Source organism: Mesorhizobium sp. B2-4-2 (assembly GCF_006442845.1).
GTDB lineage: Bacteria > Pseudomonadota > Alphaproteobacteria > Rhizobiales > Rhizobiaceae > Mesorhizobium.
This window is the reverse complement of the sequence record NZ_VFVM01000002.1, coordinates 72,987-95,432: the sequence shown is the minus strand read 5'-3', so window position 1 is coordinate 95,432 and position 22,446 is coordinate 72,987. Positions and strand designations below refer to the sequence as shown.

24 protein-coding genes are annotated in these 22,446 nt (G+C 64.2%); 12 read left to right on the top strand and 12 right to left on the bottom strand.

Annotated features, from left to right (window positions below; genetic code table 11):
* The first annotated feature begins 8 nt into the window (after nt 1–8).
* Nucleotides 9–485: an NUDIX hydrolase gene (locus FJ942_RS04125; protein WP_140897266.1), complete on the top strand. Its 477-nt coding sequence runs from the start codon at nt 9–11 to the stop codon at nt 483–485.
* A 5-nt stretch (nt 486–490) separates the two neighbouring features.
* Here FJ942_RS04125 and FJ942_RS04120 read toward each other — a convergent pair whose 3' ends face one another.
* From FJ942_RS04120 to FJ942_RS04100, 5 genes are all read right to left on the bottom strand, one after another.
* Nucleotides 491–1,336 carry a citryl-CoA lyase gene (locus tag FJ942_RS04120; RefSeq protein WP_140496383.1) on the bottom strand — a complete coding sequence of 282 codons (846 nt, stop codon included), beginning with the start codon at nt 1,334–1,336 and terminating at the stop codon, nt 491–493.
* A gap of 16 nt (nt 1,337–1,352) precedes the next feature.
* The gene (locus tag FJ942_RS04115) at nt 1,353–2,537 is read right to left on the bottom strand and encodes a CoA transferase (protein ID WP_140560258.1); all 1,185 of its coding nucleotides are present in this window, start codon (nt 2,535–2,537) and stop codon (nt 1,353–1,355) included.
* 15 nt (nt 2,538–2,552) lie between these two features.
* Entirely contained in the window at nt 2,553–4,076 is a 1,524-nt protein-coding gene (locus FJ942_RS04110; protein WP_140556474.1) for a tripartite tricarboxylate transporter permease, read from the bottom strand.
* A gap of 4 nt (nt 4,077–4,080) precedes the next feature.
* Nucleotides 4,081–4,617, bottom strand: coding sequence for a tripartite tricarboxylate transporter TctB family protein (locus FJ942_RS04105; RefSeq protein WP_140624400.1), 537 nt, complete (start codon nt 4,615–4,617; stop codon nt 4,081–4,083).
* Nucleotides 4,618–4,747: 130 nt separating this feature from the next.
* The gene (locus tag FJ942_RS04100) at nt 4,748–5,725 is read right to left on the bottom strand and encodes a tripartite tricarboxylate transporter substrate-binding protein (protein WP_140496391.1); all 978 of its coding nucleotides are present in this window, start codon (nt 5,723–5,725) and stop codon (nt 4,748–4,750) included.
* A 183-nt stretch (nt 5,726–5,908) separates the two neighbouring features.
* Here FJ942_RS04100 and FJ942_RS04095 point away from each other — a divergent pair, with 183 nt between their 5' ends.
* On the top strand, nt 5,909–6,757 hold the full coding sequence (locus FJ942_RS04095; protein WP_246679651.1) for an IclR family transcriptional regulator: 849 nt from the start codon (nt 5,909–5,911) through the stop codon (nt 6,755–6,757).
* Between the two features lie 112 nt (nt 6,758–6,869).
* On the opposite strand, the gene FJ942_RS04090 is transcribed toward FJ942_RS04095, so the two are convergent.
* Nucleotides 6,870–7,409: a GNAT family N-acetyltransferase gene (locus FJ942_RS04090; RefSeq protein ID WP_140560257.1), complete on the bottom strand. Its 540-nt coding sequence runs from the start codon at nt 7,407–7,409 to the stop codon at nt 6,870–6,872.
* A 306-nt stretch (nt 7,410–7,715) separates the two neighbouring features.
* Here FJ942_RS04090 and FJ942_RS04085 point away from each other — a divergent pair, with 306 nt between their 5' ends.
* The 3 genes from FJ942_RS04085 (at nt 7,716) to FJ942_RS04075 (ending at nt 10,749) form a co-directional block, all read left to right on the top strand.
* On the top strand, nt 7,716–8,693 hold the full coding sequence (locus tag FJ942_RS04085; RefSeq protein WP_140897265.1) for a tripartite tricarboxylate transporter substrate-binding protein: 978 nt from the start codon (nt 7,716–7,718) through the stop codon (nt 8,691–8,693).
* A 75-nt stretch (nt 8,694–8,768) separates the two neighbouring features.
* Complete coding sequence (locus FJ942_RS04080) at nt 8,769–9,230, top strand: tripartite tricarboxylate transporter TctB family protein (protein WP_140897264.1); 462 nt, start codon at nt 8,769–8,771, stop codon at nt 9,228–9,230.
* 10 nt (nt 9,231–9,240) lie between these two features.
* Complete coding sequence (locus FJ942_RS04075) at nt 9,241–10,749, top strand: tripartite tricarboxylate transporter permease (protein WP_140879541.1); 1,509 nt, start codon at nt 9,241–9,243, stop codon at nt 10,747–10,749.
* A 1-nt stretch (nt 10,750) separates the two neighbouring features.
* Here the strand turns inward: FJ942_RS04075 and nth are convergent, their stop codons facing one another.
* Nucleotides 10,751–11,554 carry an endonuclease III gene (nth, locus tag FJ942_RS04070; RefSeq protein WP_140897263.1) on the bottom strand — a complete coding sequence of 268 codons (804 nt, stop codon included), beginning with the start codon at nt 11,552–11,554 and terminating at the stop codon, nt 10,751–10,753.
* Between the two features lie 22 nt (nt 11,555–11,576).
* Between nth and FJ942_RS04065 the strand changes: the two genes are divergently transcribed.
* Nucleotides 11,577–12,071, top strand: a complete 495-nt coding sequence (locus FJ942_RS04065; RefSeq protein WP_140897262.1) for a DUF2244 domain-containing protein — start codon at nt 11,577–11,579, stop codon at nt 12,069–12,071.
* 44 nt (nt 12,072–12,115) lie between these two features.
* On the opposite strand, the gene FJ942_RS04060 is transcribed toward FJ942_RS04065, so the two are convergent.
* Complete coding sequence (locus tag FJ942_RS04060; protein WP_140632955.1) at nt 12,116–12,931, bottom strand: class I SAM-dependent methyltransferase; 816 nt, start codon at nt 12,929–12,931, stop codon at nt 12,116–12,118.
* Between the two features lie 114 nt (nt 12,932–13,045).
* Between FJ942_RS04060 and FJ942_RS04055 the strand changes: the two genes are divergently transcribed.
* The 4 genes from FJ942_RS04055 (at nt 13,046) to FJ942_RS04040 (ending at nt 17,167) form a co-directional block, all read left to right on the top strand.
* Nucleotides 13,046–13,924 carry a bifunctional helix-turn-helix domain-containing protein/methylated-DNA--[protein]-cysteine S-methyltransferase gene (locus FJ942_RS04055; protein ID WP_140549513.1) on the top strand — a complete coding sequence of 293 codons (879 nt, stop codon included), beginning with the start codon at nt 13,046–13,048 and terminating at the stop codon, nt 13,922–13,924.
* 162 nt (nt 13,925–14,086) lie between these two features.
* The gene (locus FJ942_RS04050) at nt 14,087–14,992 is read left to right on the top strand and encodes a ribokinase (protein WP_140897261.1); all 906 of its coding nucleotides are present in this window, start codon (nt 14,087–14,089) and stop codon (nt 14,990–14,992) included.
* Between the two features lie 10 nt (nt 14,993–15,002).
* Nucleotides 15,003–16,442 carry an amidase gene (locus tag FJ942_RS04045; RefSeq protein WP_140672254.1) on the top strand — a complete coding sequence of 480 codons (1,440 nt, stop codon included), beginning with the start codon at nt 15,003–15,005 and terminating at the stop codon, nt 16,440–16,442.
* 110 nt (nt 16,443–16,552) lie between these two features.
* Nucleotides 16,553–17,167, top strand: coding sequence for a LysE family translocator (locus tag FJ942_RS04040; RefSeq protein ID WP_140897260.1), 615 nt, complete (start codon nt 16,553–16,555; stop codon nt 17,165–17,167).
* A gap of 171 nt (nt 17,168–17,338) precedes the next feature.
* Here the strand turns inward: FJ942_RS04040 and FJ942_RS04035 are convergent, their stop codons facing one another.
* On the bottom strand, nt 17,339–18,280 hold the full coding sequence (locus FJ942_RS04035) for a nucleoside hydrolase (protein ID WP_140584710.1): 942 nt from the start codon (nt 18,278–18,280) through the stop codon (nt 17,339–17,341).
* Between the two features lie 301 nt (nt 18,281–18,581).
* Between FJ942_RS04035 and FJ942_RS04030 the strand changes: the two genes are divergently transcribed.
* Both FJ942_RS04030 and FJ942_RS04025 read left to right on the top strand, forming a co-directional pair.
* Nucleotides 18,582–19,007: an Hsp20 family protein gene (locus tag FJ942_RS04030; RefSeq protein WP_013893014.1), complete on the top strand. Its 426-nt coding sequence runs from the start codon at nt 18,582–18,584 to the stop codon at nt 19,005–19,007.
* A gap of 76 nt (nt 19,008–19,083) precedes the next feature.
* The gene (locus FJ942_RS04025) at nt 19,084–19,353 is read left to right on the top strand and encodes a DUF1150 family protein (RefSeq protein ID WP_140500195.1); all 270 of its coding nucleotides are present in this window, start codon (nt 19,084–19,086) and stop codon (nt 19,351–19,353) included.
* A gap of 67 nt (nt 19,354–19,420) precedes the next feature.
* On the opposite strand, the gene ptsN is transcribed toward FJ942_RS04025, so the two are convergent.
* The 3 genes from ptsN to rpoN all read right to left on the bottom strand — a co-directional run bounded on the left by ptsN (nt 19,421) and on the right by rpoN (nt 22,315).
* Nucleotides 19,421–19,885 (bottom strand): PTS IIA-like nitrogen regulatory protein PtsN, encoded by a 465-nt coding sequence (ptsN, locus tag FJ942_RS04020; protein WP_135898701.1) that lies wholly within the window; start codon nt 19,883–19,885, stop codon nt 19,421–19,423.
* 58 nt (nt 19,886–19,943) lie between these two features.
* On the bottom strand, nt 19,944–20,522 hold the full coding sequence (gene raiA / locus FJ942_RS04015; RefSeq protein ID WP_140500197.1) for a ribosome-associated translation inhibitor RaiA: 579 nt from the start codon (nt 20,520–20,522) through the stop codon (nt 19,944–19,946).
* A 266-nt stretch (nt 20,523–20,788) separates the two neighbouring features.
* Complete coding sequence (gene rpoN, locus FJ942_RS04010) at nt 20,789–22,315, bottom strand: RNA polymerase factor sigma-54 (RefSeq protein WP_140897259.1); 1,527 nt, start codon at nt 22,313–22,315, stop codon at nt 20,789–20,791.
* Nucleotides 22,316–22,446: the final 131 nt, after the last annotated feature.

The window sequence follows — 22,446 nt, the reverse complement described above, 5'->3', positions numbered from 1 at the left end:
TTTTACGAATGGCAGCCAGCAAGAAAAAGGCCGTGCGCAAGGCCAAGAAGGGCGAGACGATCCGCCAGGTCGCGGCTATCCCTTTTCGGCTGGACCAGCGCGGCGACATCGAGGTGATGCTGGTCACCTCGCGCACCACCAGGCGCTTCATCGTACCCAAGGGCTGGCCGATGAAAGGCAAGAGCGGACGCAAGGCGGCCACCATCGAGGCGCAGGAAGAAGCGGGCGTGCTCGGCAAGACCCTGAAGCAGCCAGCGGGCACCTATTCCTATTGGAAGCGGCTGGCCAACCGGTTCGTGCGCGTCGATGTCATCGTCTATCTGTTGGAAGTAACGCAAGAGCTTGCCGACTGGCAGGAAGCCAAACGGCGGCAACGGGCCTGGCTGGCGCCGGCCGATGCGGCCATGCTCATCGACGAACCCGAACTTTCGACGCTGGTAAGGACCTTGAAGCTTCCCCAGCCGGCACAAATCGGCCCTACGTAAAGGCCTCACGCCCCGGCGCCGTCCTCTTCGGGGAGCGGTCGCACTGGCGTCCCGGCATAGGCCCACAGCCATTCGCGTGGCAGCGGACCTTTGTTCCGCTCGGCTTGCTGGGATTGTTCCCAGGCATGCGCCAGGATGCCGACCGAGCGCGACAGCACGAAAAGCCCCCGCGTTAGCGGTGGCGGAAAGCCGAGCTCGCCGTAAATGACGGCGGTCGCACCATCGATGTTGAGCGGTATCTTTTTGCCCTTGCGCCGCGCGACCTCCGCCTCGATCGCCTCGGCGATATCGGCGAAGCGGCCATTGATCACGCCGCGCGCGGCAAACTCCCGAGTCAGTTCCATCAGGCGCGGCGCGCGCGGGTCGACCGGATGGAAGCGATGGCCCAGCCCCGGCACGTAGCCCTTTTCCCCGGCAAAGAACCGGTCAAGCCGCCCCGAGACAGCCTCTTTCAGCGTCGTGCCGCCATCGAGCGCCGCGGCAATGTCGCCATAGAAGGCAAGCGCCTGCTCGCCGGCGCCGCCATGGACGTCGCCAAGCACGTTGATGGCCGAAGCCATGGCGCTGTTGATGCCGACACCGCAGGTCGCCGCCATGCGGGCGATAGCGATCGACGGCGCCTGCGGCCCGTGGTCGACTGCGGCGCCCAGCGCGATGCCGAGCAGCGCGGCCTGTTCCTCGCTGGGCAATTCGCCGCGCAGCATCAGCCAGATGACAGCCGGGAAGCTGACGCGGCCGATCAGGTCCTGGATTTCATAGCCGCGCAGCCGGATGACGCCCGGCCGCATTTCGATGATGCCGGTCTGCCACCACTCCTCTGCACGCTCGCGGCCCGTCTTTTGCTCACTCATATCGTCTTTTGCTCGTTCATGTGAGTGCCTTTGTCTTCGCTCGCGGCGACAGGCCGGCGAAAACCTCGTCCATGTGCTCGCCCAGGGCCGGTGGCGGGGAGGCCGGCAATGGAGCCGTACCATCGACCATGAAGCCGCCGCGCAGAACCGTCAGCGGTCTCTCCATGTCAGCCACGCCGTCGAAAGCCCTGGTCATCTGGCGCTCCAGCACCTGCGGTTCGGCCAGCACTTGCGGGATCGTCAGCACCCTGCCCGCCGGCACCCCGGCGCGGTTCAGTTTTTCTTCCCACGCAGCCGCCGGGCCATTCGCCAGGGCCCCCTCGATCTCGATCTTCAGCGCCGCACGGTTCCGCTTGCGCGTCTCGCGCTCGGCAAAGCGTGGATCCGACGCCAGCTCCGGCCGTTCGATAAGCCGGCAAAGCGTTACGAACTGCTCCTGCTTGTTGGCGGCGATGTTGAGCAGACCGTCGCCGGTGCGAAAGGCGCCCGACGGTGCCGCCGTCATGTTCTCATTGCCCATCGGCTTGGGATCGACCCCGGCCGTCAGATAGTTGGAAACCGGCCAGCCAAGCGCCGACAATGTGCATTCAAGCATCGACACGTCGAGAAAAGCACCCTCGCCGCTCGTCTTCTGCCTTACCAGCGCCGAGACGATGGCGAAGGCCCCGACCAGTCCGCCCAGCGTGTCGGCGACGGGATAGCCGACCCGCAAGGGTGCCGTCTCCGGCGTGCCGGTGATGCTCATAATGCCCGAAAGGCCTTGGATGATCTGGTCATAGGCCGGATTGTCGCGCATCGGCCCGGTCTGGCCGAAGCCCGATATCGCGCAGTAGACAAGGTTGGGGCGGACCGCCTTCAGCGCCTCGTAGCCGAGGCCAAGCCGGCCCATGACGCCGGGGCGGAAGTTTTCCACCAGCGCATCGGCGCTGGCGACCAGGTCGAGGAAGCGTTCGCGCTCGGCTTCCTTCTTGAGGTCGAGCACGACGGAGCGTTTGCCGGCATTCTGAGCCAGGAACGAAGCTCCCATGCCGGCCTGGTTGAGTTCCGGCGAACCGCCGAGCTGTCGCGCCAGGTCGCCGCCTTGCGGCGCCTCGACCTTGATGACGTCGGCGCCGAGCAGCGCCAACTGGTAGGCGCAGTAGGGCCCGGCCAGGACGTTGGTCAGGTCGAGCACGCGGATGCCGGAAAGCAGGTCTGTCATGTCACTTCAAATCGATCAGGCATCGCCCGGCACATGCTCCGGCCCCCGCAATCGGCGGCGTTCGATGTAGGCCCAGATATGCGGCCCGACCAGGCCGATGAAGGCCAGCGTCAGCAGGGTCAGCGACAGCGGGTGCTTGTAGAACACCGACCAGTCGCCGTTCGAGATCGTCATGGCGCGGCGGAATTGAGTTTCGGCGAGCGGTCCCAGGATCATGCCGATGATGACGGGCGCGGTCGGGAAATCGAAGCGCCGCATCAGGAAGCCGGCAGCACCCAGGAGATAGAGGATGGCGAGGTCGATCGGCGACTGCGAAATGCCGTAGGTGCCGACGGTGGCGAAAACCAGGATGCCGGCATAGAGCTGCGGCGCCGGGATCTTCAGCAGCCGCACCCAAAGCCCGATCAGCGGCAGATTGAGGATGACGAGAATGACGTTGGCGATGAACAGGCTGGCGATCAGTCCCCAGACCAGGTTGCCTTGTGTCGTCAGAAGCAGCGGGCCTGGATTGATGCCGTAGCTCTGGAAGGCCGAAAGCATGATTGCCGCCGTCGCCGAGGTCGGCAGCCCGAGCGTCAGCATCGGCACCAGCACGCCGGCAGCCGAGGCATTGTTGGCGGCCTCCGGACCGGCTACGCCCTCGATGGCGCCAACCGTGCCGAATTCCTGCTTGTGCTTCGAAAGCTTCTTTTCGATGGCATAGGACAGGAAGGTCGGGATCTCGGCGCCGCCGGCCGGCATGGCGCCGATCGGGAAGCCGATCGCGGCGCCGCGCAACCAGGGCTTCCACGAGCGCCTCCATTCGGCCGCCGTCATATAGAGCGAGCCCTTCAGCGGCACGATCTCGTCCTTGCCGGCATAACGGCGCGAGGCCATGTAGAGCGTCTCACCGACGGCGAACAGGCCGACGGCGGCGATGATGACGTCGACGCCGTCGAGCAGTTCGGTCATGCCGAAGGTGAAGCGCGGCTGGCCGGTCTGCAGGTCGACCCCGATCATGCCGATAACAAAGCCGGCGAACAGGCTGGTCAAGCCGCGCACTGAGGACGAGCCGAGCACCGCCGAAACCGTGATGAAGGCCAGCACCATCAGCGAGAAATATTCGGCCGGGCCGAAGGCCAGCGCGAACCTGACCACGATAGGCGCCAGGAAGGCGACGCCCAGCGTGCCGAGAGTGCCGGCGACGAAGGAGCCGATCGCCGAGGTGGCAAGTGCGGCGCCGCCGCGCCCGGACCGGGCCATCTTGTTGCCTTCCAGCGCGGTGACGATGGTAGCGCTTTCGCCTGGCGTGTTGAGCAGGATCGAGGTCGTCGAGCCGCCATACATGGCCCCGTAATAGATGCCGGCAAACAGGATGAAGGAGGCCTCCGGCGCAACCTGGTAGGTGATCGGCAGAAGCAGCGCGATGGTCAGCGCCGGTCCGAGGCCGGGCAGCACGCCGATGGCGGTGCCAAGCGTGGTGCCGAGCAGGCACCACAGAAGGTTGACCGGAGTGAAGGCGACGGCGAAACCGTGTGCCAGATGGCCTAGCGTTTCCATGGCGTCAGCCCCTCAGCGTGCTGGTGAACGCATCGATTACCGTATTCAGCTGGTTCTCGATGAAACCGGCGCCGATATTGACGCCGAGCGCCCTGGCGAAGCCGAAATAGGCGGCCAGCGCCAGCACGAGGCCAGTGAGCGCATCGCGCAGCGTATGCCGGCTGCCGAAGCCGTAGCAGACCAGAACGAACATGATGACGGATGCCGCGGTGAAGCCGAGCGGCTGGATCAGGAGCAGGTTGGCGATAAGGCCGATGACGACGAAGCCCATCGCCTTCCAGTCGGTCGGCGTCTCCTTTTCCTCTTCCGGCTGCCAGCCGCCGCGCAGTGCGGCGACGATGAGCAGGAGCGAAAGAACCACCAGGCCGAACATGGTCAGGTAGGGAAAGACGGTCGGGCCGACCTTGGAGTAAAGCGGCGACACCGGGATCGCCAAGGTCTGCCAGGCGACCGCCCCGGCACAGGCCAGAAGCCCGATACCGATCAGCAGTTCGGGTACGGCAAGGCGCGAGGACGCAGCCTGCTGGTCGCTGGTGCTCATGAATGTCCTCCCAAGACAGCCGGCATCTCACAGCCGGCTTTTATCCTATCTTCATCCCCGGTGGATCGCATGTCCATGCGAACGGCGGGAGGAAAAAGGGCGGGCCATGAACCCGCCCTCTTCAGGGAAATCAGGCGAGCCCGAGATCCTTGAGGATGGCTTCGATGCGAGCCGTATCCTCGGCAAGGAACTTCGCATAGTCGTCGCCGGTGAGCAGGATGGGCGTCCAGTTGCGGTTCTTGCATTCCGTGGCCCAGGCATCGCTCTTGGCCATGGTCTCGACCAGCGTGATCATCGCCGCCTTATCGGTATCGGAGACGCCGGGGGGTGCGAAGACGCCGCGCCAGTTGAACAGTTCGACGTCGATGCCGGCTTCCTTCAGCGTTGGCGCATCGATGCCCTCCTGCCGCTTGTCGGCGGAAATGGCGAGCAGCCTGAGCGCCCCGGCCTTGACCTGTTCGGAGAACTCGCCAAAGCCGGAAATGCCCGCCGCCACCTGGTTGCCGAGCAGCGCTGACAGCGCCTCGCCGCCGCCCGCGAACGGCACGTAGGACAGGTTTGTCGCCGGCACGCCCGCCGTCTTGGCGATCAGGCCGAACAGGATATGGTCCGAACCGCCGGCCGAGCCGCCGGCGACGGGAACCTTCGTCGGATCCTCTTTAAGCGCGGCGACGAAGTCGGCGGCCGTCTTGAACGGCGAGGCCGCCGGCACCACCAGCGCTTCGAACTCGCCGGTGAGCCGGGCGATCGGCGTGACCTGCGTCAAATTATTGGCAGCCTTGTTGGCGATGATGGCGCCGACCATGACCATGCCGCCAACCATCAGCGAATTGCCCTTGCCGTTCCATTGACTGATGAATTGCGGCAGCCCGACCGTGCCGCCGGCGCCGCCGACATTGGTGATCTGCGAGCCGGAGATCAGCTTCTCGCTGCGCAGCACCTGGTCCATCGTGCGCGCGGTCTGGTCCCAGCCGCCACCGGGCGCCGCCGGCACGAAAATCTGGATCTGCGGCGTGCCTTGGGCAAGAGCGGGAGAAAGACGCGACGCCACCAGCCCGGCGGCCCCCGCGGCAGCGGTGCTCATCAAAAATTTGCGTCTGTTCAGCATGGGATTCCTCCAAATCACGACACCTCCTCCGGTGCCCGCCAAAAACGCGCCTGAAACCAGACCCGTGCTTGAGTTCAAGCAGACTTTACCGCGTTCCGTCAACAGGAACGATATTCTGCTGGACAGAATGCTTGAGCTGCGCGACACAATCGCGCCGCTCGACCTTTGTTCGACTGGGGACCAATGAATTCGGCAGGCAAACCAGCTGGCATCGAAATCCGGAGCGCGTCAGCCGACGGTGTTGCCGCGCTTGACCGGGCCATTGCCATCCTCGATGCATTCACCACGGCGGACCGCTCGCTCAGCCTTTCCGAGATCGCGGCCCGAACCGGCCTCTATAAGAGCACCATTCTGCGCCTGGCCAATTCGCTTTTGCGCGGACAATTGCTCGAGCGCCTGGACGACGGCCGCTACCGCATCGGACCGGCCAGCTTCCGGCTCGGCGCGCTCTATCAGCGGTCGGTCGTGGCGGTCGACATCCTGCTGCCGATCATGCGCGATCTCTGCGAGCTAAGCTGGGAAAGCGTTGCGTTCTATGTCCGGTCGGGAGACGTGCGCACCTGTCTCTATCGCGTCGAGTCCAAGCATCCTATCCGCTATACGATTCGCGAGGGTGACGTCCTGCCGTTGCTGGTGGGCTCCGGCGGGCGTGTGCTGGCGGCGTTTTCCGGACAGCCGGGCGAACCCTACGAAACCATCCGCAAGACCTGCAACTGCCTCGCCATCGGCGACCGCGACCCGCAGACGGCGGGCGTCTCGGCGCCGGTGTTCGGGCCTGGGCGGGTTCTGCTCGGCGCCTTGACCCTGGCCGGCCCGAGCACACGCGTCAACGCGGCCTTCCTGCGGCGCATGCGGCGGCCGCTGCTCGAGGCTGCGGCCCGCGCCACCCGCGCCTTCGGCGAGGATGCCTCGATGCTCGATGAAGCGGCTCGCGAAGCCGCGGTGCAAACGGATAATGCCAGTCCCGGCGCGGTTATCAGGAGCAGACGGCGTTCTCGGATCATTTCGACGCCCTTGCGGAACGACCGCTAATGCATGCCGCCCAAAGGGACCTCGGCTTTGGGAGAACGACGTAAAACAAGAAAGCTAAGCGCAGCGCATGAATCCGTTTCGACGCCGCGCGCTTTAGGCACTTGGCGAGTGCTCAGGCCAACCGCTCCAGCAGGATGGTCGGGGTTTCGTGATAGATGGTCCGCGCCACCTCCCGGTAGCCGCACTTCGTCGCCACGTTCAAGGAAGCGGTGTTTTCGGGGTCGATGATGCAGACGGTTTTGCCACGTCCGAAGGTCTCGTCGCCCCAGCCAAGCACGCGGCTGACGATCTCGGTGGCGAGGCCGGCGCCGTGGGCGGCCGGAGCGAGCGCCCACCCGGCCTCCGGAATGCCCTCTATCGGCGGCTCCATATCGCGCTTGAGGTCGTGAAACCCGGCCTCACCGACGAAACGGCCCGTCGCCTTGTCCTCGATCGCCCAGAAACCGTAGCCGAGCAACGACCAGAGCCCGGCGTGACGCAGGAAGCGCATCCAGCTCTCTTCCCGCGTGCGCGGCCTGCCGCCGATGAAGCGGGTGACGACCGGATCGGCCCACATGGCGACATAGGCGTCGAAATCCTCCAGCCGGTGCGCTCGCAGGATGGCGCGCGTCGTTTCGATAATCGGAACGCCGCTTGTGTCGTGATGGTTCATGGGTCGCCCTCGCTCAAACCTGCAAAGCACCTAGCAAATCACCGGCCGCGAGCAAGGGCCAGGCCGGGCGGATCATCTTCCAGACAGACGGCGCGCGCTTGGCGTGCCCCGATCCAGCCGGGACAGTCGTTCCTCCGATGGTCCGGCCGCCTCATGGATCGCATGCCAGAACGGTTGCGGATATCAGCACTTTGCCATTTGAGTACGATTGCAATCTGTTAGCCTGCCCTAGTTGTACCCGTGCAGCCGGTGTCGAGGAGAACTCCGCGCAGCGGTTGAAGATTTAAGCTCTGGGAGGAAATCACGATGAGAAGATTTGTCGCCGCTCTGGCTGCCGCCGTGGCCGTCACGCTTTATCCGGTCGCCGCAGGCGCGCAAACCTATCCCGAACGCACCATCACCGTCGTGGTGCCGTTTGCGGCCGGCGGCCCGACCGACACGGTCACGCGTCTTGTCGCGGAAGCCATGTCCAAGGATCTCGGCCAGCAGGTCATCGTCGAGAATGTCGGCGGCGCCGGTGGCACGCTGGGCGCTGGCCGCGTCGCGAAGGCCGAGCCGGACGGTTACACCCTGCTCCTCCATCACATCGGCATGGCCACCAGTGCCACACTCTACCGAAAGCTCGCCTACGACACGCTGAACGCCTTCGAATATGTCGGCCTCGTCACCGAGGTCCCAATGACCATCGTTGGCCGAAAGGACCTCGAGCCGGCCGATTTGAAGGGATTGGTCGAGTACGCCAAGGCCAACAAGGATAGCGTCACCGTAGCCAATGCCGGCATAGGTGCTGCCTCGCATCTCTGCGGCATGCTGTTCATGAGCGCTATCAAGACGCCGCTGGTCACCGTCCCTTACAAGGGCACCGGCCCGGCCATGACCGATCTCCTCGGCGGCCAGGTCGACATCATGTGCGACCAGACGACCAACACCACCAAGCAGATCCAGGGCGGCACGATCAAGGCTTACGCCGTCACCTCGCCGGAGCGCCTCGATGTGCTGCCCGATGTCCCGACGACGACGGAAGTCGGCCTTCCCGACGTGCAGATCAGCATCTGGCACGGTCTTTATGCCCCCAAGGGCACTCCGGCGGAGATCACCGAACGGCTGTCGAAATCCCTGCAGGTCGCGCTGAAGGACGAGAACGTCGCCGCCCGCTTCGCCGAGCTCGGCACCAGGCCGTCGCCGCAGGCCGACGCGACGCCGGCCGCGCTGAAGGCCAAGCTGGAAAACGAGATCGCGCGCTGGAAGCCGATCATCGAAGCCGCCGGCCAATACGCCGACTGAGTTTTGAACGGGGCGCCGCCGGCGCCCCGTTTTCGCTTCGGTATCGTCGCGCGCCCGCAGCTTGGGAGGAATGTCATGAAGGCTTTCGCAATCGACAGGACGAACGGCATATGCGCTGCGCTGTTCATCGTTTTCGGCGCATTTTTCGCGTTGCAGTCGCTCGGCCTGGAAATCGGCACCGCCTTCCGCATGGGGCCGGGCTATTTCCCGCTGGTGCTGGCGATCGTGCTGATCCTGCTTGGCCTCGTCATCCTCTTCCAGGCGGTGCGATTCGAGGGCGATCCGATCGGCTACATTGCGTGGCGCGGCTCGCTGTTCATCCTTCCCGCTCCGATCTTCTTCGGCCTGACGGTGCGCGGCCTTGGCTTCATTCCGTCAATCTTCCTGACGGCGCTGATCGCATCGTTCGCCAGCGGCCACATGAAACCGCTGACCGCGTTCGTGCTGTCGGCTGGCCTGACCCTGTTTGCATTTTTCGTCTTCAGCTACGCACTCGGCCTTCCGTTCCGACGCTTTGGCCCATGGCTGCCATTGTGAGGAGATGAGCATGGAGCTCCTCGACAATCTGGCGCTCGGCTTTTCGACCGCTTCATCGCTGACGAACCTTGGTTTCTGCCTGATCGGCGTCCTTCTTGGCACGCTGATCGGCGTCCTGCCTGGAATTGGCGCCACCGCGACCATCGCCATGCTCTTGCCGATCACCTTTCAGATCGGCGACCCGGTTTCCTCCCTCATCATGCTCGCCGGCATCTATTACGGTGCGCAATATGGCGGCTCGACCACGGCCATTCTCATCAACATGCCCGGCGAATCGTCCTCGGCCGTCACGGCGATCGACGGCTATCAGATGGCCAGGAACGGCCGCGCCGGCGCGGCACTCGCGATCGCGGCGATCGGTTCGTTCTTCGCCGGCACGGTGTCGACCTTCCTCGTCGCCATCTTCGCCCCGCCGCTGACCTCGATCGCGCTGGAGTTCGGCGCGGCCGAATATTTTTCGCTGATGGTCGTCGGCCTCGTCTCGTCGGTCGCGCTTGCGCACGGTTCGATCGTCAAGGCGCTGGCGATGGTCGTGCTCGGTCTGTTGCTCGGCATTGTCGGCACCGATATCTACACCGGCACACCGCGCTTCACGCTCGGCATCCCCGAATATGCCGACGGGCTGAATTTCGTCGCCGTGGCGGTCGGCGTCTTCGGCATTGCCGAGATCCTGCGCAACCTCGAGAACGAGCATGAGCGCTCGGTGATGATCCGAAAGGTTTCAGGGCTCATGCCCACCCGCGACGACTTCAGGCGCATGGCGGCGCCCATCGTGCGCGGAACGATCATCGGTTCAGCGCTCGGCATCCTACCGGGAGGCGGCGCGATCCTCGCGGCCTTTGCCTCCTACACGGTCGAGAAGCGCGTGTCGAAAAACCCGGAAAAATTCGGCAAGGGCGCGATCGCAGGCGTCGCCGGGCCGGAATCGGCCAACAATGCCGGCGCGCAGACCTCCTTCATCCCCATGCTGACGCTCGGCATTCCAGCCAATCCGGTCATGGCGCTGATGATCGGCGCGATGATCATCCAGGGCATCGTGCCCGGCCCGAATGTCGCGACCGAACAGCCGGCGCTTTTCTGGGGCATCATCGCCTCCATGTGGATCGGCAACCTGATGCTGATCGTCCTGAACCTGCCGCTGATCGGGCTCTGGGTGAAGCTGCTTACGATCCCCTATTACGTGCTTTTCCCGATCATCATGGCGTTCTGCTCGATCGGCGTTTACAGCGTCAACACCAATGTCTACGACCTCTACGCCGTCGCCTTTTTCGGCTTCCTCGGCTATCTCCTGACCAAACTGCGCTGCGAACCCGCGCCCCTGCTGCTCGGCTTCGTGCTTGGCCCCCTGCTTGAGGAAAATCTCCGCCGGGCCATGATTCTGTCGCGTGGCGATCCCAGCGCCTTCGTGACGAGACCGATCAGCGCCGGCCTGCTCCTCATTGCGCTCGCCGTGCTCGTCATCGTCTTCCTGCCTGCGGTCAAGAAGAAGCGCGAAGAGGTGTTTGTGGAGGAGAGTTAACTTATTGAATTCCGCTCGCTTCCTCGAGCGGAGCGATCTCGACCAGCGGCGCCGGCACGCTGGTCGTCTTTTCCTGCGCCTTGCAGAGGTCGGCGATGACACAGGCCGGGCAATCCGGCTTGCGCGCCTTGCAGACGTAGCGGCCATGCAGGATCAGCCAGTGATGCGCGTGGCGCATATATTCGTCGGGAATGATCTTCAACAGCCCCTGCTCGACCTGTTCGGGCGTCTTGCCGGGCGCCAGTCCTATGCGGTTGCCGATACGGAAGATGTGCGTGTCAACGGCCATCGTGTGCTGGCCGAAGGCCATGTTGAGCACGACATTGGCGGTCTTGCGCCCGACCCCCGGCAATTTGACCAGTTCGTCCCGGCTGTCCGGCACCTCGCCACCATGATCGCGAATCAATGCCTGCGACAGCGCGATGACGTTCTTGGCCTTGTTGCGCCACAGACCGATGGTCCTGATATAGTCGCCGACCCTGGCCTCACCCAGATCCAGCATTTTGCGCGGCGTATCGGCGATCTTGAACAGCGCCCGCGTCGCCTTGTTGACGCCGGCGTCGGTCGCCTGCGCCGACAGCACGACGGCCACCAGCAGGGTGAAGGGATTTACATGTTGGAGCTCGCCCTTCGGCTCCGGCCGCTGGACGGCAAAGCGCCGGAAAATCTCGTGCACCTCCGCCGGACTGTAGAGCGTTCTGGATCGGGCCGGCCTGGGGCTCGGCTTGGCGTTCGAGCCGTCGCGCCGTCCAGGCAGTGGCTTCTTTTCGGATTGTGCGGGTACTTTGGACTTGGGGCTTGCCATTTCCTTCCTATAATATCCAGATATGAACGACACAAACGCCTCGTTCCAGGCAGACGAACCCTTCTTCAGCGCCTTGCTGACCCCGCACCGGTCGCTGGGCAAGACCGGCTTCGCCGTGCTGATGGGCGCGCTGCTGTTCGGCTGGCTGGTGACCGGGGCTTTTTTCCTGTCGCGCGGCGCCTGGCCGGTTTTCGGCTTCTTCGGTCTGGACGTTGTCGCCGTCTACATTGCCTTCCGCATGAACTACCGTGCCGGCCGCGCCCGCGAGGAGGTGTCGATCTCGCGCACCAGCCTCGATATCCGCAAGACCGCGCCGTCGGGAAAATCGGAAGCGCACCGCTTCAACCCGTTCTGGGCGCGCTTTTCGGTCGCCCGTCACGCCGAAATCGGCATCACCCGGATGGCGGTCGAGGCGCAGGGACAAAACGTGGCGATCGGCGGCTTTCTCGACCCCGATTCCCGCGAAAGCTTCGCCACCGCCTTTTCACGTGCGCTCGCCACCGCCAAGGCGCGCTAGCCGAACAGCTGCGTCCGGACCGCGTCGAACAAGGGTACGACGTTTCAGAAGCGATAGCGCAAAAGCCTGCCGATCTTGCGCAGTGCAGGAATGTATTTCCAAAGCCGAACGAACAGCTGCGCGGACCAGCCCATGCGGGCGGCGTGTTCAGGTCCATAGGCCGGAATGTCTTCGATGAATCGCAGCTTCGGGACAGCCAGTTCCAGTTCGCGCGGATCCTCGATCGCCCAGTGGACCTCGGCGCCTGTCGCCCTGATCGCCGGATTGAGGCGCAGCAGCTTCAGGCCGAAACCGCTGTAAGCGTCGAAGATCAGGTCGCCGCCGGCAAGATGTATGACCAGGCGCGAGAACAGGCGGAACCCTTCCTCGGCCGGAAGATAGGGCGTCAGCCCCTCCGCCACCACGATGGCCGGTCGGTTGCGGGGCACTTCAGCCAGCCAGTCCGGCTCTGTTACCGACGAAGCGATGAGGCGATAGCGGTCGCGCGGCGGGTAAAGCTTGCGCCTGAGTTCAATGACTTCCGGATAGTCGACATCGAACCAGTCGACGCCTGGTAGCGGATTGACCCGGAAGATGCGCGTGTCGAGCCCGCACCCCAGATGCAGCACGATGGCATCAGGATTTCTGGCCAGAAACTCCTCGACGCGGACGTCCAGCGTCTTTGCCCTGATCGCCAGGCCGATGCCGAGATTGCTGTCGACCTTGAGTCTTGAGAAATCATAGTCGATCTTACGCACCGCCTCGTCGGCGAAACGATCCCCAAGCAGCGAATGGGGCATCCGGCTTTCCAGCGCCTTGCCGTAGAGCGTCATCAGCAAGGTTTCTTTCGCGCCGGCGAGATTTACCTTTTCACCCGCCATGGCGACTCCTGGGCTCGAAAACCAGAGTTTATCTGGGTATGCGCCGCAAGAAGGCAAGTTTCGGGTGGCGATCGGCGCCCCAAGGGCTGATATTCCGGCTCAAGGAGAATTCCCATGAGCACCCAGACAGCAGTCCTCAAGAAGGACATCACGCCCGAAGGCAACGACTACGAAATCGTGCGCCGCGCCATCGAGAAGATCAGCCTCGACTATCGCGATCAGCCTTCCCTCGAGGAGCTTGCAGAGGAGGTCGGCGAGACGCCGACCGGCCTGCAGAAGCTGTTCACACGCTGGGCCGGCCTTTCGCCCAAGGCTTTCCTGCAGGCGGTGACGCTGGACCATGCCCGCAGGCTGCTCGATTCCGGCATGCCGCTGCTTGAAACATCGTTCGAGCTCGGCATGTCCGGCCCCGGCCGGCTGCACGACCTGTTCGTCACCCATGAGGCGATGTCGCCGGGCGACTACAAGACGCGCGGCGCCGGGCTCACCATCCGCTATGGCTATCATACCTCGCCATTCGGCACCGCCCTGATCATGGCCACCGACCGAGGGCTTGCAGGCCTCGCCTTCAGCGATCCGGGCGAGGAGCGCGCTGCTTTCGCGGATATGTCCAGCCGCTGGCCGAATGCCGTCTATGTCGAGGACATGGCCGCGACCGGTCCCTACGCCGCGCGCATCTTCGACCCGACGCTGTGGCGCCCGGACCAGCCGCTGCATGTCGTGATGATCGGCACCGACTTCCAGGTTCGCGTCTGGGAGGCCTTGCTCCAGATTCCGATGGGCAAGGCTCGCACCTATTCCTCGATCGCCGCCAGCATCGGCGCGCCGAGCGCCAGCCGCGCCGTCGGCGCCGCCAACGGCGCCAACCCGCTCTCCTTCGTGGTGCCTTGCCACCGCGCCATCGGTAAATCCGGCGACCTCACCGGCTACCACTGGGGCCTGACCCGCAAGCGCGCCATTCTGGGCTGGGAGGCGGGACAGGTCACCTCTTGAAATCGGGAACGCCGGCGACCTGCCGCCGGCATTGTCACGTGGAAAACGACGACGCCCCGATGACTCGCATGACGCGGCACCGCGGCGCTTGCCATATCGGCATGCACTGGAAAGCAACGATCTTACAGGATAGCTTCCCGCTCATTCATGAGGAGGCATTCCTTGATCATCGTCGTCGGCTCGATCAATCTCGACCTTATCGCCAATGTCGACCGCTTGCCGAGCCCTGGCGAGACGGTGAGCGGCTCCGGTTTCGCCACCGCGCCCGGCGGCAAGGGCGCCAACCAGGCGTTGGCCGCCGCGCGCGCCGGCGAAAAGGTGCGCATGGTGGGAGCCGTCGGCAAGGATAGTTTCGCCGGCGAGGCCCTGGCGCTGCTGCGCCAGGCCAAGGTGGATCTGTCTGGCGTGGCCGAAACTTTTGCCTCGACGGGCACCGCGCTGATCATGGTCGGCGACGATGGCGAGAACATTATCGCCGTGGTGCCGGGTGCAAACGCCTCGGTGCTGCCCGGCGACCTGTCCAAGGCCTTCCCCGGAAAAGGCGATGTCGTGCTCCTGCAACACGAGATCCCGCTTGCGACCGTCGAAGCCGCGCTCGATCAGGCAAGCGCGGCCGGTGCCGTCACCGTGCTCAACACCGCACCCTTCCATCGCGACGCGGCCGGTTTGCTCGACAAGGCCGACTACGTCGTCGCCAACGAGACCGAGTTCGACCTCTATGGCGAGGTGCTGTCGCTGAGCGGGCGCGACCGCGCGGCACGGATGCGCGACTTTGCCGGGAAAACCGGCCGCACCATCGTCGTCACGCTCGGCGGCGACGGCGTGATGGCGGCGACGCCGACCGATTCCCTGACGGTTCCCGCATTGAAGATCACCCCGGTCGATACGGTTGGTGCAGGCGACACCTTTTGCGGCTATTTCGCCGCCGGCCTGTCGTCGGGCCTGCCCCTCGAACAGGCGCTCGCCCGGGCCGGCGCGGCCGGCTCGCTGGCATGCCTGAAGCCGGGCGCCCAGCCGGCCATCCCGTTGGCCGCCGATGTCGACCAGGCACTCCTGAAATCCCGCTGAGACGACCAGAATGCGCCCCCAGACAAAGCATGCCGCGCCACCGACCGGCGACATCTGCCGCCTGTCCGCCGTCGAGCTGGCCGACGCGATCCGGCAAAGGAAACTTTCGGTACGTGAGGTCGTGACGGCATTCCTCGACCGCGTCGAAGCCGTCAACCCGCTCGTCAACGCCATCGTTTCCTTGCGCGATCGTAGCGATATCCTGCGCGAGGCCGACGCAGCCGATGCCCGTCCGGACCGGGCCGGTGCGCTCTTCGGCCTGCCGATCGCGGTCAAGGATCTCGCAATGACCCGCGGCCTGCGCACCTCCTTCGGCTCGCCGATCTTCGCCGATTTCGTGCCGCAGGAGGACGATTTCTTCGTCGAGCGCATGCGCAAGGCCGGCGCCATCATCATCGGCAAGACCAACGTTCCCGAATTCGGCCTCGGCTCCAACACCTACAATCCCGTGTTCGGCCCGACGCTGAACGCCTTTGATCCAGATTTGAGCGCCGGCGGCTCGAGCGGCGGCGCCGCGGTGGCGCTGGCGCTGGACATGGTGCCCGTCGCCGACGGCAGCGACTTCGGCGGCTCGTTGCGCAATCCAGCCGCCTGGAACAATGTCTATGGTTTCCGGCCATCGCAGGGGCTCGTCCCCGGCGGCCCGGACGTCGAGGTCTTTCATGCCCAGATGGGCGTCGATGGGCCGATGGGTCGCAATGTCGGCGACATGGCGCTGCTGCTCGACGTGCAGGCGGGCCATCATCCGCGCGCACCCTTGTCCTATGAGAAACAAGGCTCCTTCCTCGAAGGCCTGCATATGCCCGCCAAAGGCGGCCGTGTCGCCTGGCTCGGCGATCTGGGCGGGCATTTGCCCATGGAGCCCGGCATCCTCGAGCTCTGCCAGGCCGCGCTCGACCGCTTCGGGGAGGCCTCGTTCAAGGCCGAGGCACTGGTGCCGGATTTTGATTTCGAGGCCTTGTGGCAGGCCTTCGTGACGTTGCGCCAGGCAAGCAGCGGCTGCGCGCTGAAAGTGCATTATGACGATCCTGCCAGGCGCGCCCTGTTGAAGCCCGAAGCCGTCTGGGAGGTGGAGAACGCGCAACTCCTGACGGCGCCTCGGATTCGCGCCGCCTCGGTCGTCCGGACGTCCTGGTACCGGACGCTGCTGTCGCTGTTCGACCGCTTCGACCTGATTGCATTGCCGACCGCGCAAGTCTTTCCGTTCGACGTCGGCACCCATTGGCCGCGCGAGATCGCCGGCCGGCCGATGGACAGCTATCACCGCTGGATGCAGGTTTCGGCGCCCGCCACCATGGGCGGCTGCCCGGCCGTCAGCGTGCCGGTCGGCTTCGACGCCAGAGGCCGGCCGATGGGCATGCAACTGATCGGCCGGCCGCGTGGCGACATGGCTGTGCTGAAGGCGGCGGCGGCCTATGAGACGACACTGCCGTGGCCGTCCGGCGCCTGAATCCGGTGCATCTGCGTATCGCGCGGCTCCATGTGCCGGCTTGCACCGGCATCGCCGCCATGCATTGATTGTGGCGCCGCACAGGCGGCATTCTGCCCGAGGGAAAAATCATGTCGCTGGAACTCTATGCCGCCTATGTCCTTGCGTGCGTCGTCATCATCCTGGTGCCAGGGCCGACGGTCACGCTGATCATCGCCAACAGCATCCGTCATGGCGCCCGCGCCGGCTTGGCCAATGTCGCCGGCACGCAGGCCGGCCTGGCGGTCATGATCGCCATCGTCGGCATCGGCCTTAACACGCTGATATCGGGCATGGGGCACTGGTTCGAATGGGTGCGGCTGATCGGTGCCGCCTATCTGATCTGGATGGGCGTGCAGATGTTCCGGTCCAAGGGCAAGCTGAACGCCGACGGAACGGTGCGGAAGCCGCGCGGCGGCTTTTTCCTGCAGGGCCTGCTGGTGGCGCTCAGCAACCCGAAGACGCTGATTTTCTTCGGCGCCTTCTTTCCGCAATTCATCGCGCCGCAAGGCAATTATTCGCTGCAGATCGTCGTCATGGGCCTCACCGCCATGATCTTCGCCGCCATGTCGGATTCGACTTATGCGCTGGCCGCCGGCCGCGCCGGTCGCATCCTGTCCGCTCGCCGCGTCAAGCTCCTGTCCAGGATCAGCGGCAGCTTCATGGTCGGCGGCGGCCTGTGGCTGGCGTTTTCGCGGTCGAAGTAAGCACCGCCGCCTTTCCTTCCCACTTGTGGGGGAGGGTGGATCGGCGCGCAGCGCCGAGACGGTTGGGGGGGCGTGACGGAGTGAGGCGCTGGCGTTCCCTGGAACAGCCTCATCCGGCCTCGCTTCGCGAGGCCACCTTCTCCCGCAAGGGGAGAAGGTAAGGAGGCGGATTTAAAGCCGCCCCAGCCGTTCCAGCAACAGCGCGAAGAAGCCGTCATGGTCGATGTCGCCCATCACCTTGGCGTTCTTTTCCCGCTTGGTGACGCCCCACCAGTCGATCACGGTCATGCCCATGGTCAGTTCCGAGCTGGTTTCCACGCTGACATTGCAGTTGCGGCCTTTGAACAGCTCCGGTTTCAACAGGTAGGCGATGACGCAGGGGTCATGCAGCGGCCCACCATCGGTGCCGTATTTCTCCTCGTCGAAACGCTCGAAAAACTCCAGCATCTCGGCCGTTGCGGTACCGACCTTGGTGCCGAGCTTGCGAAAGGCCTGGGTGCGCTTGGCGGTGGTCAGCGCCTTGTGGGTGACGTCGAGCGGCATCAGCACGATCGGAATGCCGGATTTCAACACCACCTCGGCCGCGTGCGGATCGACATAAATGTTGAATTCGGCCGCCGGCGTGACATTGCCGCCTTCGAAGAAGCCACCGCCCATCAGGATGATTTCCTTGATGCGCGGCGCGATCCTCGGCTCGCGGATCAGCGCCAGCGCGATATTGGTGAGCGGCCCGAGAGCGCACAGCGTGATGCTGCCGCTCTCTTCCTTCATCAGCGTCTCGACGATGAAATCGACGGCGTACTTATCCTGCAGCTTCATCGTCGGTTCGGGCAATTGTGGCCCGTTGAGGCCAGTTTGGCCATGCACCGCCTCGGCCGTAACCAGTTCACGCGCCAGGGGACGGACGGCGCCGGCATAGACCTTGATGTCGGGTCGGCCGGCCAGTTCGCAGATCTTGCGGGCGTTCTTTTCGGTAAGGTTCAGCGGCACGTTGCCGGCTACGGCTGATATGCCGACGATCTCCAGCTCGGGGCTGCCAAGCGCCAGCAATATGGCGACGGCATCGTCCTGGCCAGGATCCGTGTCGATGATGATCTTGCGTGTTTGGGGCATTTCAATTCCTTGTTTGGCCATGAGCTCATGCGTCCGAGCGAGCATGCGAAACGCACCGAACCGGCCTTGAGCTGCCGAACCGCTCCGCCCGGGGGACGAATCCCGGCGCAGCGCTTCTCCTTGCATCTCACTGCCGTTTCAAGCGCCATGTCGATCATTCTTGTGAGTCCACGACGTGGTCTTTTTGGGCGGGTGTTTTGATGGCTTGAACTTGGTCGTGGGGCGGACCATATCAAGACCATCGGGAAAAATGCCATCTGGGTTTTTCCAGTTTATGTCGCTCTTGAGAGGACAATGTAACATGAGCCGAATGACGCCTTTCTCCAGCCCGCTTCTCCTGGGTTTCGACGCCATGGAAAAGACGCTGGAGCGCCTGGCGAAATCCGGTGACAGCTATCCTCCTTACAACATCGAGCGGCTCAGCGGCGCCGACGGCAAGGCCGAAAGGCTGCGCATCACGCTCGCTGTCGCCGGTTTCGCCGAAAGCGATCTCGATGTCACCACGGAGGAAAACCAGTTGGTCGTGCGCGGTCGTCAGACCGACGATACCGAGCGCGAATTTCTTCACCGCGGCATCGCCGCACGCCAATTCCAGCGCTGCTTCGTGCTGGCCGACGGCATGCGGGTGATTGCGGCGGAGCTGAAGAACGGCCTTTTGTCGATCGATCTCGATCGGCCCGAGTCCGAGCGGCTGGTACGGAAAATAAACATATCGGTGAAAGACTGATCTTTGCCGATGGCTCTCATGCGGGATGGCCTACTGCCCAGAACCAGGGCGGCGTCTCGCGCCAAGGAGGCTTGAAATGACCAGAACTGACCAAAATCCTACACAAAATCCCACCATGACCAGCGGTGAATTCGCCCATCTCGGCGAGGGCTCGGTCGCTTATCTGCGCAAGGTTACGAGCGAGGAACTGCTCGGCCGTTTCCCGGGCATTGGCGAAATCGCGCCCGGCATGGAATTGTGGGCGCTGTTTGCCGCCAACGGCCAGCCGATCCTGCTTTCGGATGCGCGCGATCGCGCGCTGGCCGGCGCCATGGAAAACGACCTGACCACGGTCGCCATTCATTAAGGCGATTTTCCGCTGAAAACGAACGGGGCCGCCCGTGGCGGCCCTACCATTGTTCATCCAGAAAACGTCAGGCCGCGTGCGAGGCCTGGGTGTCCGATAAAAGCGCGTGGATCGCCACGGCGTCGCGCGTTCCCCTGATCTTGGCCACCGTATCGGCGTCGCGCAGCACCCGCGCGATGCGCGACAGCGCCTTCAGATGATCGGCGCCGGCCCCTTCAGGGGCCAGCAGCAGGAACACCAGGTCGACCGGCTGGTCGTCGAGCGCCTCGAAATCGACCGGCGTCTCCAGGCGGGCGAACACGCCGGCGATGCGCTTCACGCCGGCCAGCTTGCCGTGCGGAATGGCGATGCCGTTGCCGACCCCGGTCGAGCCGAGCCGCTCGCGCTGCAGGATGGTGTCGAACACCTCCCGCTCCGGAATGCCGGAAATCGCGGCCGCCCTCTCCGACAGCAATTGCAGAAGCTGCTTCTTGGAGTTCGCCTTCAACGCCGGCAATATCGCCGGAACGTTGATGAGATCGCTCAGATCCATACTTGAAAATCCCTTGTTCGCCTGCCGTCACCAGTCCCCACCCCTCGTGCGGCCGGTTTTATCCCTGTGCGACCTTGGTCGTGGACGGATCGATCCAGCCGATGTTCCCATCCGGCCGGCGATAGACGATGTTGACGTGATTGTTTCCGGCGTTGCGGAAGACGAAGACCGGACTGTCCTTTGTGTCGAGTTCTATGACCGCCGACGCCACCGACATGGTCTTCAGCGTCATGGTCGATTCGGCGACGATGGCCGGCGCAAAATCCTCCGGAATGTCCTCGTCGTCATCGGCGAGTGGCGCCATCACCGTGTAGGCGATATCGGTGAGCTCGCCATTGCCCGAATTGTGCGATTTCAGCCGGCGCTTGTAGCGCCGAAGCCGGGTTTCCAGACGATCCGCCGCGGCCTCGAAAGCCAGCGTCGGGTCCTGGGCATCGCCGGTCGCCTGCAGCGAAGCGCCGGAATCCAGCCGGATCATGCAATCCGCCGAATAGCGCGAGCCCGATTTGATGACGGTGACATGTCCGGCAAAGCCGCGGTCGAAATATTTGCCGATCGCCTCGCCGACACGATCGTTGATGCGCGTACGGAACGCATCGCCGATATCCATGTGTTTTCCCGATATGCGCAGATTCATCTGAAAACTGACCTTCCTTGCTCAGGCTTCAAACTGGCCGGAGTTTATACTCGTGGTCCGTGCGCACAAGCTTTGCGGCGTCACTCGCGCCGATTTAAATCCAAACTTTCCGGTTGATCACAAGCCGCCTTCTTGACCATCCCTAGGCCATTGTCGTGACGGACCATCCGCTAGCGGGCGTCGAGCCCGTCTCATGCGGGCGGGCTTCTAGCCACTTCACCGCAGCTTGTCAATGAAGCGCGAAACCCTGTGGAAAATCGCCGAACCTAGCGCCCGGCGCTGGCAAGGGCCCGCTTCTCGCGCCGGCGCTGCACCGAGGACGGGATATTCATGCCTTCCCTGTATTTGGCGACCGTACGCCTGGCGATGTCGACGCCGCTTTCGCGCAACATGTCGACGATCGCGTCGTCGGACAGGACGTCGACGGTTTTTTCCTCGTCGATCAATTGCTTGATGCGGTCGCGCACCGCTTCCGACGAATGCGCCTCGCCACCGCCCGACGCGGCTATCGAGGCGGTGAAGAAATAGCGCAGTTCGAACACGCCGCGCGGCGTCAGCATGTACTTGTTCGCGGTGACCCGGCTGACGGTCGATTCGTGCATGCCTATGGCGTCGGCCACCGTGCGCAGGTTGAGCGGCTTCAGCTGGCGCACGCCATGGACGAGGAAGGCATCCTGCTGGCGCACGATCTCCGATGCGACCTTGAGAATGGTCTTTGCCCTCTGATCGAGGCTGCGCGTCAGCCAATTGGCGTTCTGCAGGCACTCGGCCAGGAAATCCTTTTCGGCCTGGTTCTTGGCGTGCGGCGAAACCTGGGCGAAATAGATGTGGTCGACCAGCACGCGCGGCAGCGTTTCGGCGTTGAGCTCGACCGTCCAGCTGCCGTCATTGGCCGCGCGCACCTCGACATCGGCAATGACGGCGTCGCTGGCGCCGCCCGAAAATGCCATGCCCGGCCGCGGATCGAGCGCCCGGATCTCGGCCAGCATGTCCAGCAGGTCCTCTTCGTCGACGCCGCAGATCCGCTTCAGCGTGTGGAAATCGCGGCGCGCCAGGAGTTCGAGATTGGCAATCAGCGCCTTCATCGCCGGATCGAGCCTGTCGCGCACGGCAAGTTGCAGCGACAGGCATTCGGCAAGGTCACGGGCGAACAGGCCGGCCGGCTCGAAGGTCTGGCACACCGACAGCACCTTGGCCACGGCGTCGGCGCCGCTACCAAGGCGCGAGGCTATCTCAGCCATATCGGCGCGCATATAGCCGGTCTCGTCGAGGCCGTCCGCGAGTTCGCCGGCTATCAGGCGCGCCGCCGGATCGGCGAAAGCGAGCGCGATCTGCTCGCTGACATGATCGCGCAGCGTGATCGCGGTCGCCGCCATGTCGCCGGCATCGAAGCCTTCGGACGAGGACGTGCCGCCATTGCCGGTCGCCGATTTCCACTGTGCCGTGAGGTCTGGTCCGAGCCGCTCGCTGGTGCCCGGGTCGTCCGGGAACAGGTTCTCCAGCGATGTGTCGAGCTTTTCCGAGATCGCCTCGGCGCTCCATCCCGCTTCGGTCTCGAACCAGTCGCCGTCGTCGGCCGTTTCCGGTGCCGCCTCGGTCCTCGGCGCCTGGTCGCTGGCGGCGTCGTCCTGCGGCTCGGCGCGCTCCAGCAACGGGTTGCGCTCGATCTCCTCGTCGATGAAGTGCTCGAGTTCGGCATGGGTGAACTGCAGCAGCCGGATCGACTGCATCAGCTGTGGCGTCATCACCAGCGACTGCGACTGTCGTAGCTGTAGTTTCGCCGCCAACGCCATGGTTCGGTTTCAAACGCCTCGTCTGCATCCGGACTGCCGGAAGGAATTTTCGCGAACCGATAGAAACTGGCCCGGCTTTTGCTTGTCAAGGCAAACGCTAGCAAAACCCGCTTACCGGAGCGTTATCCCGG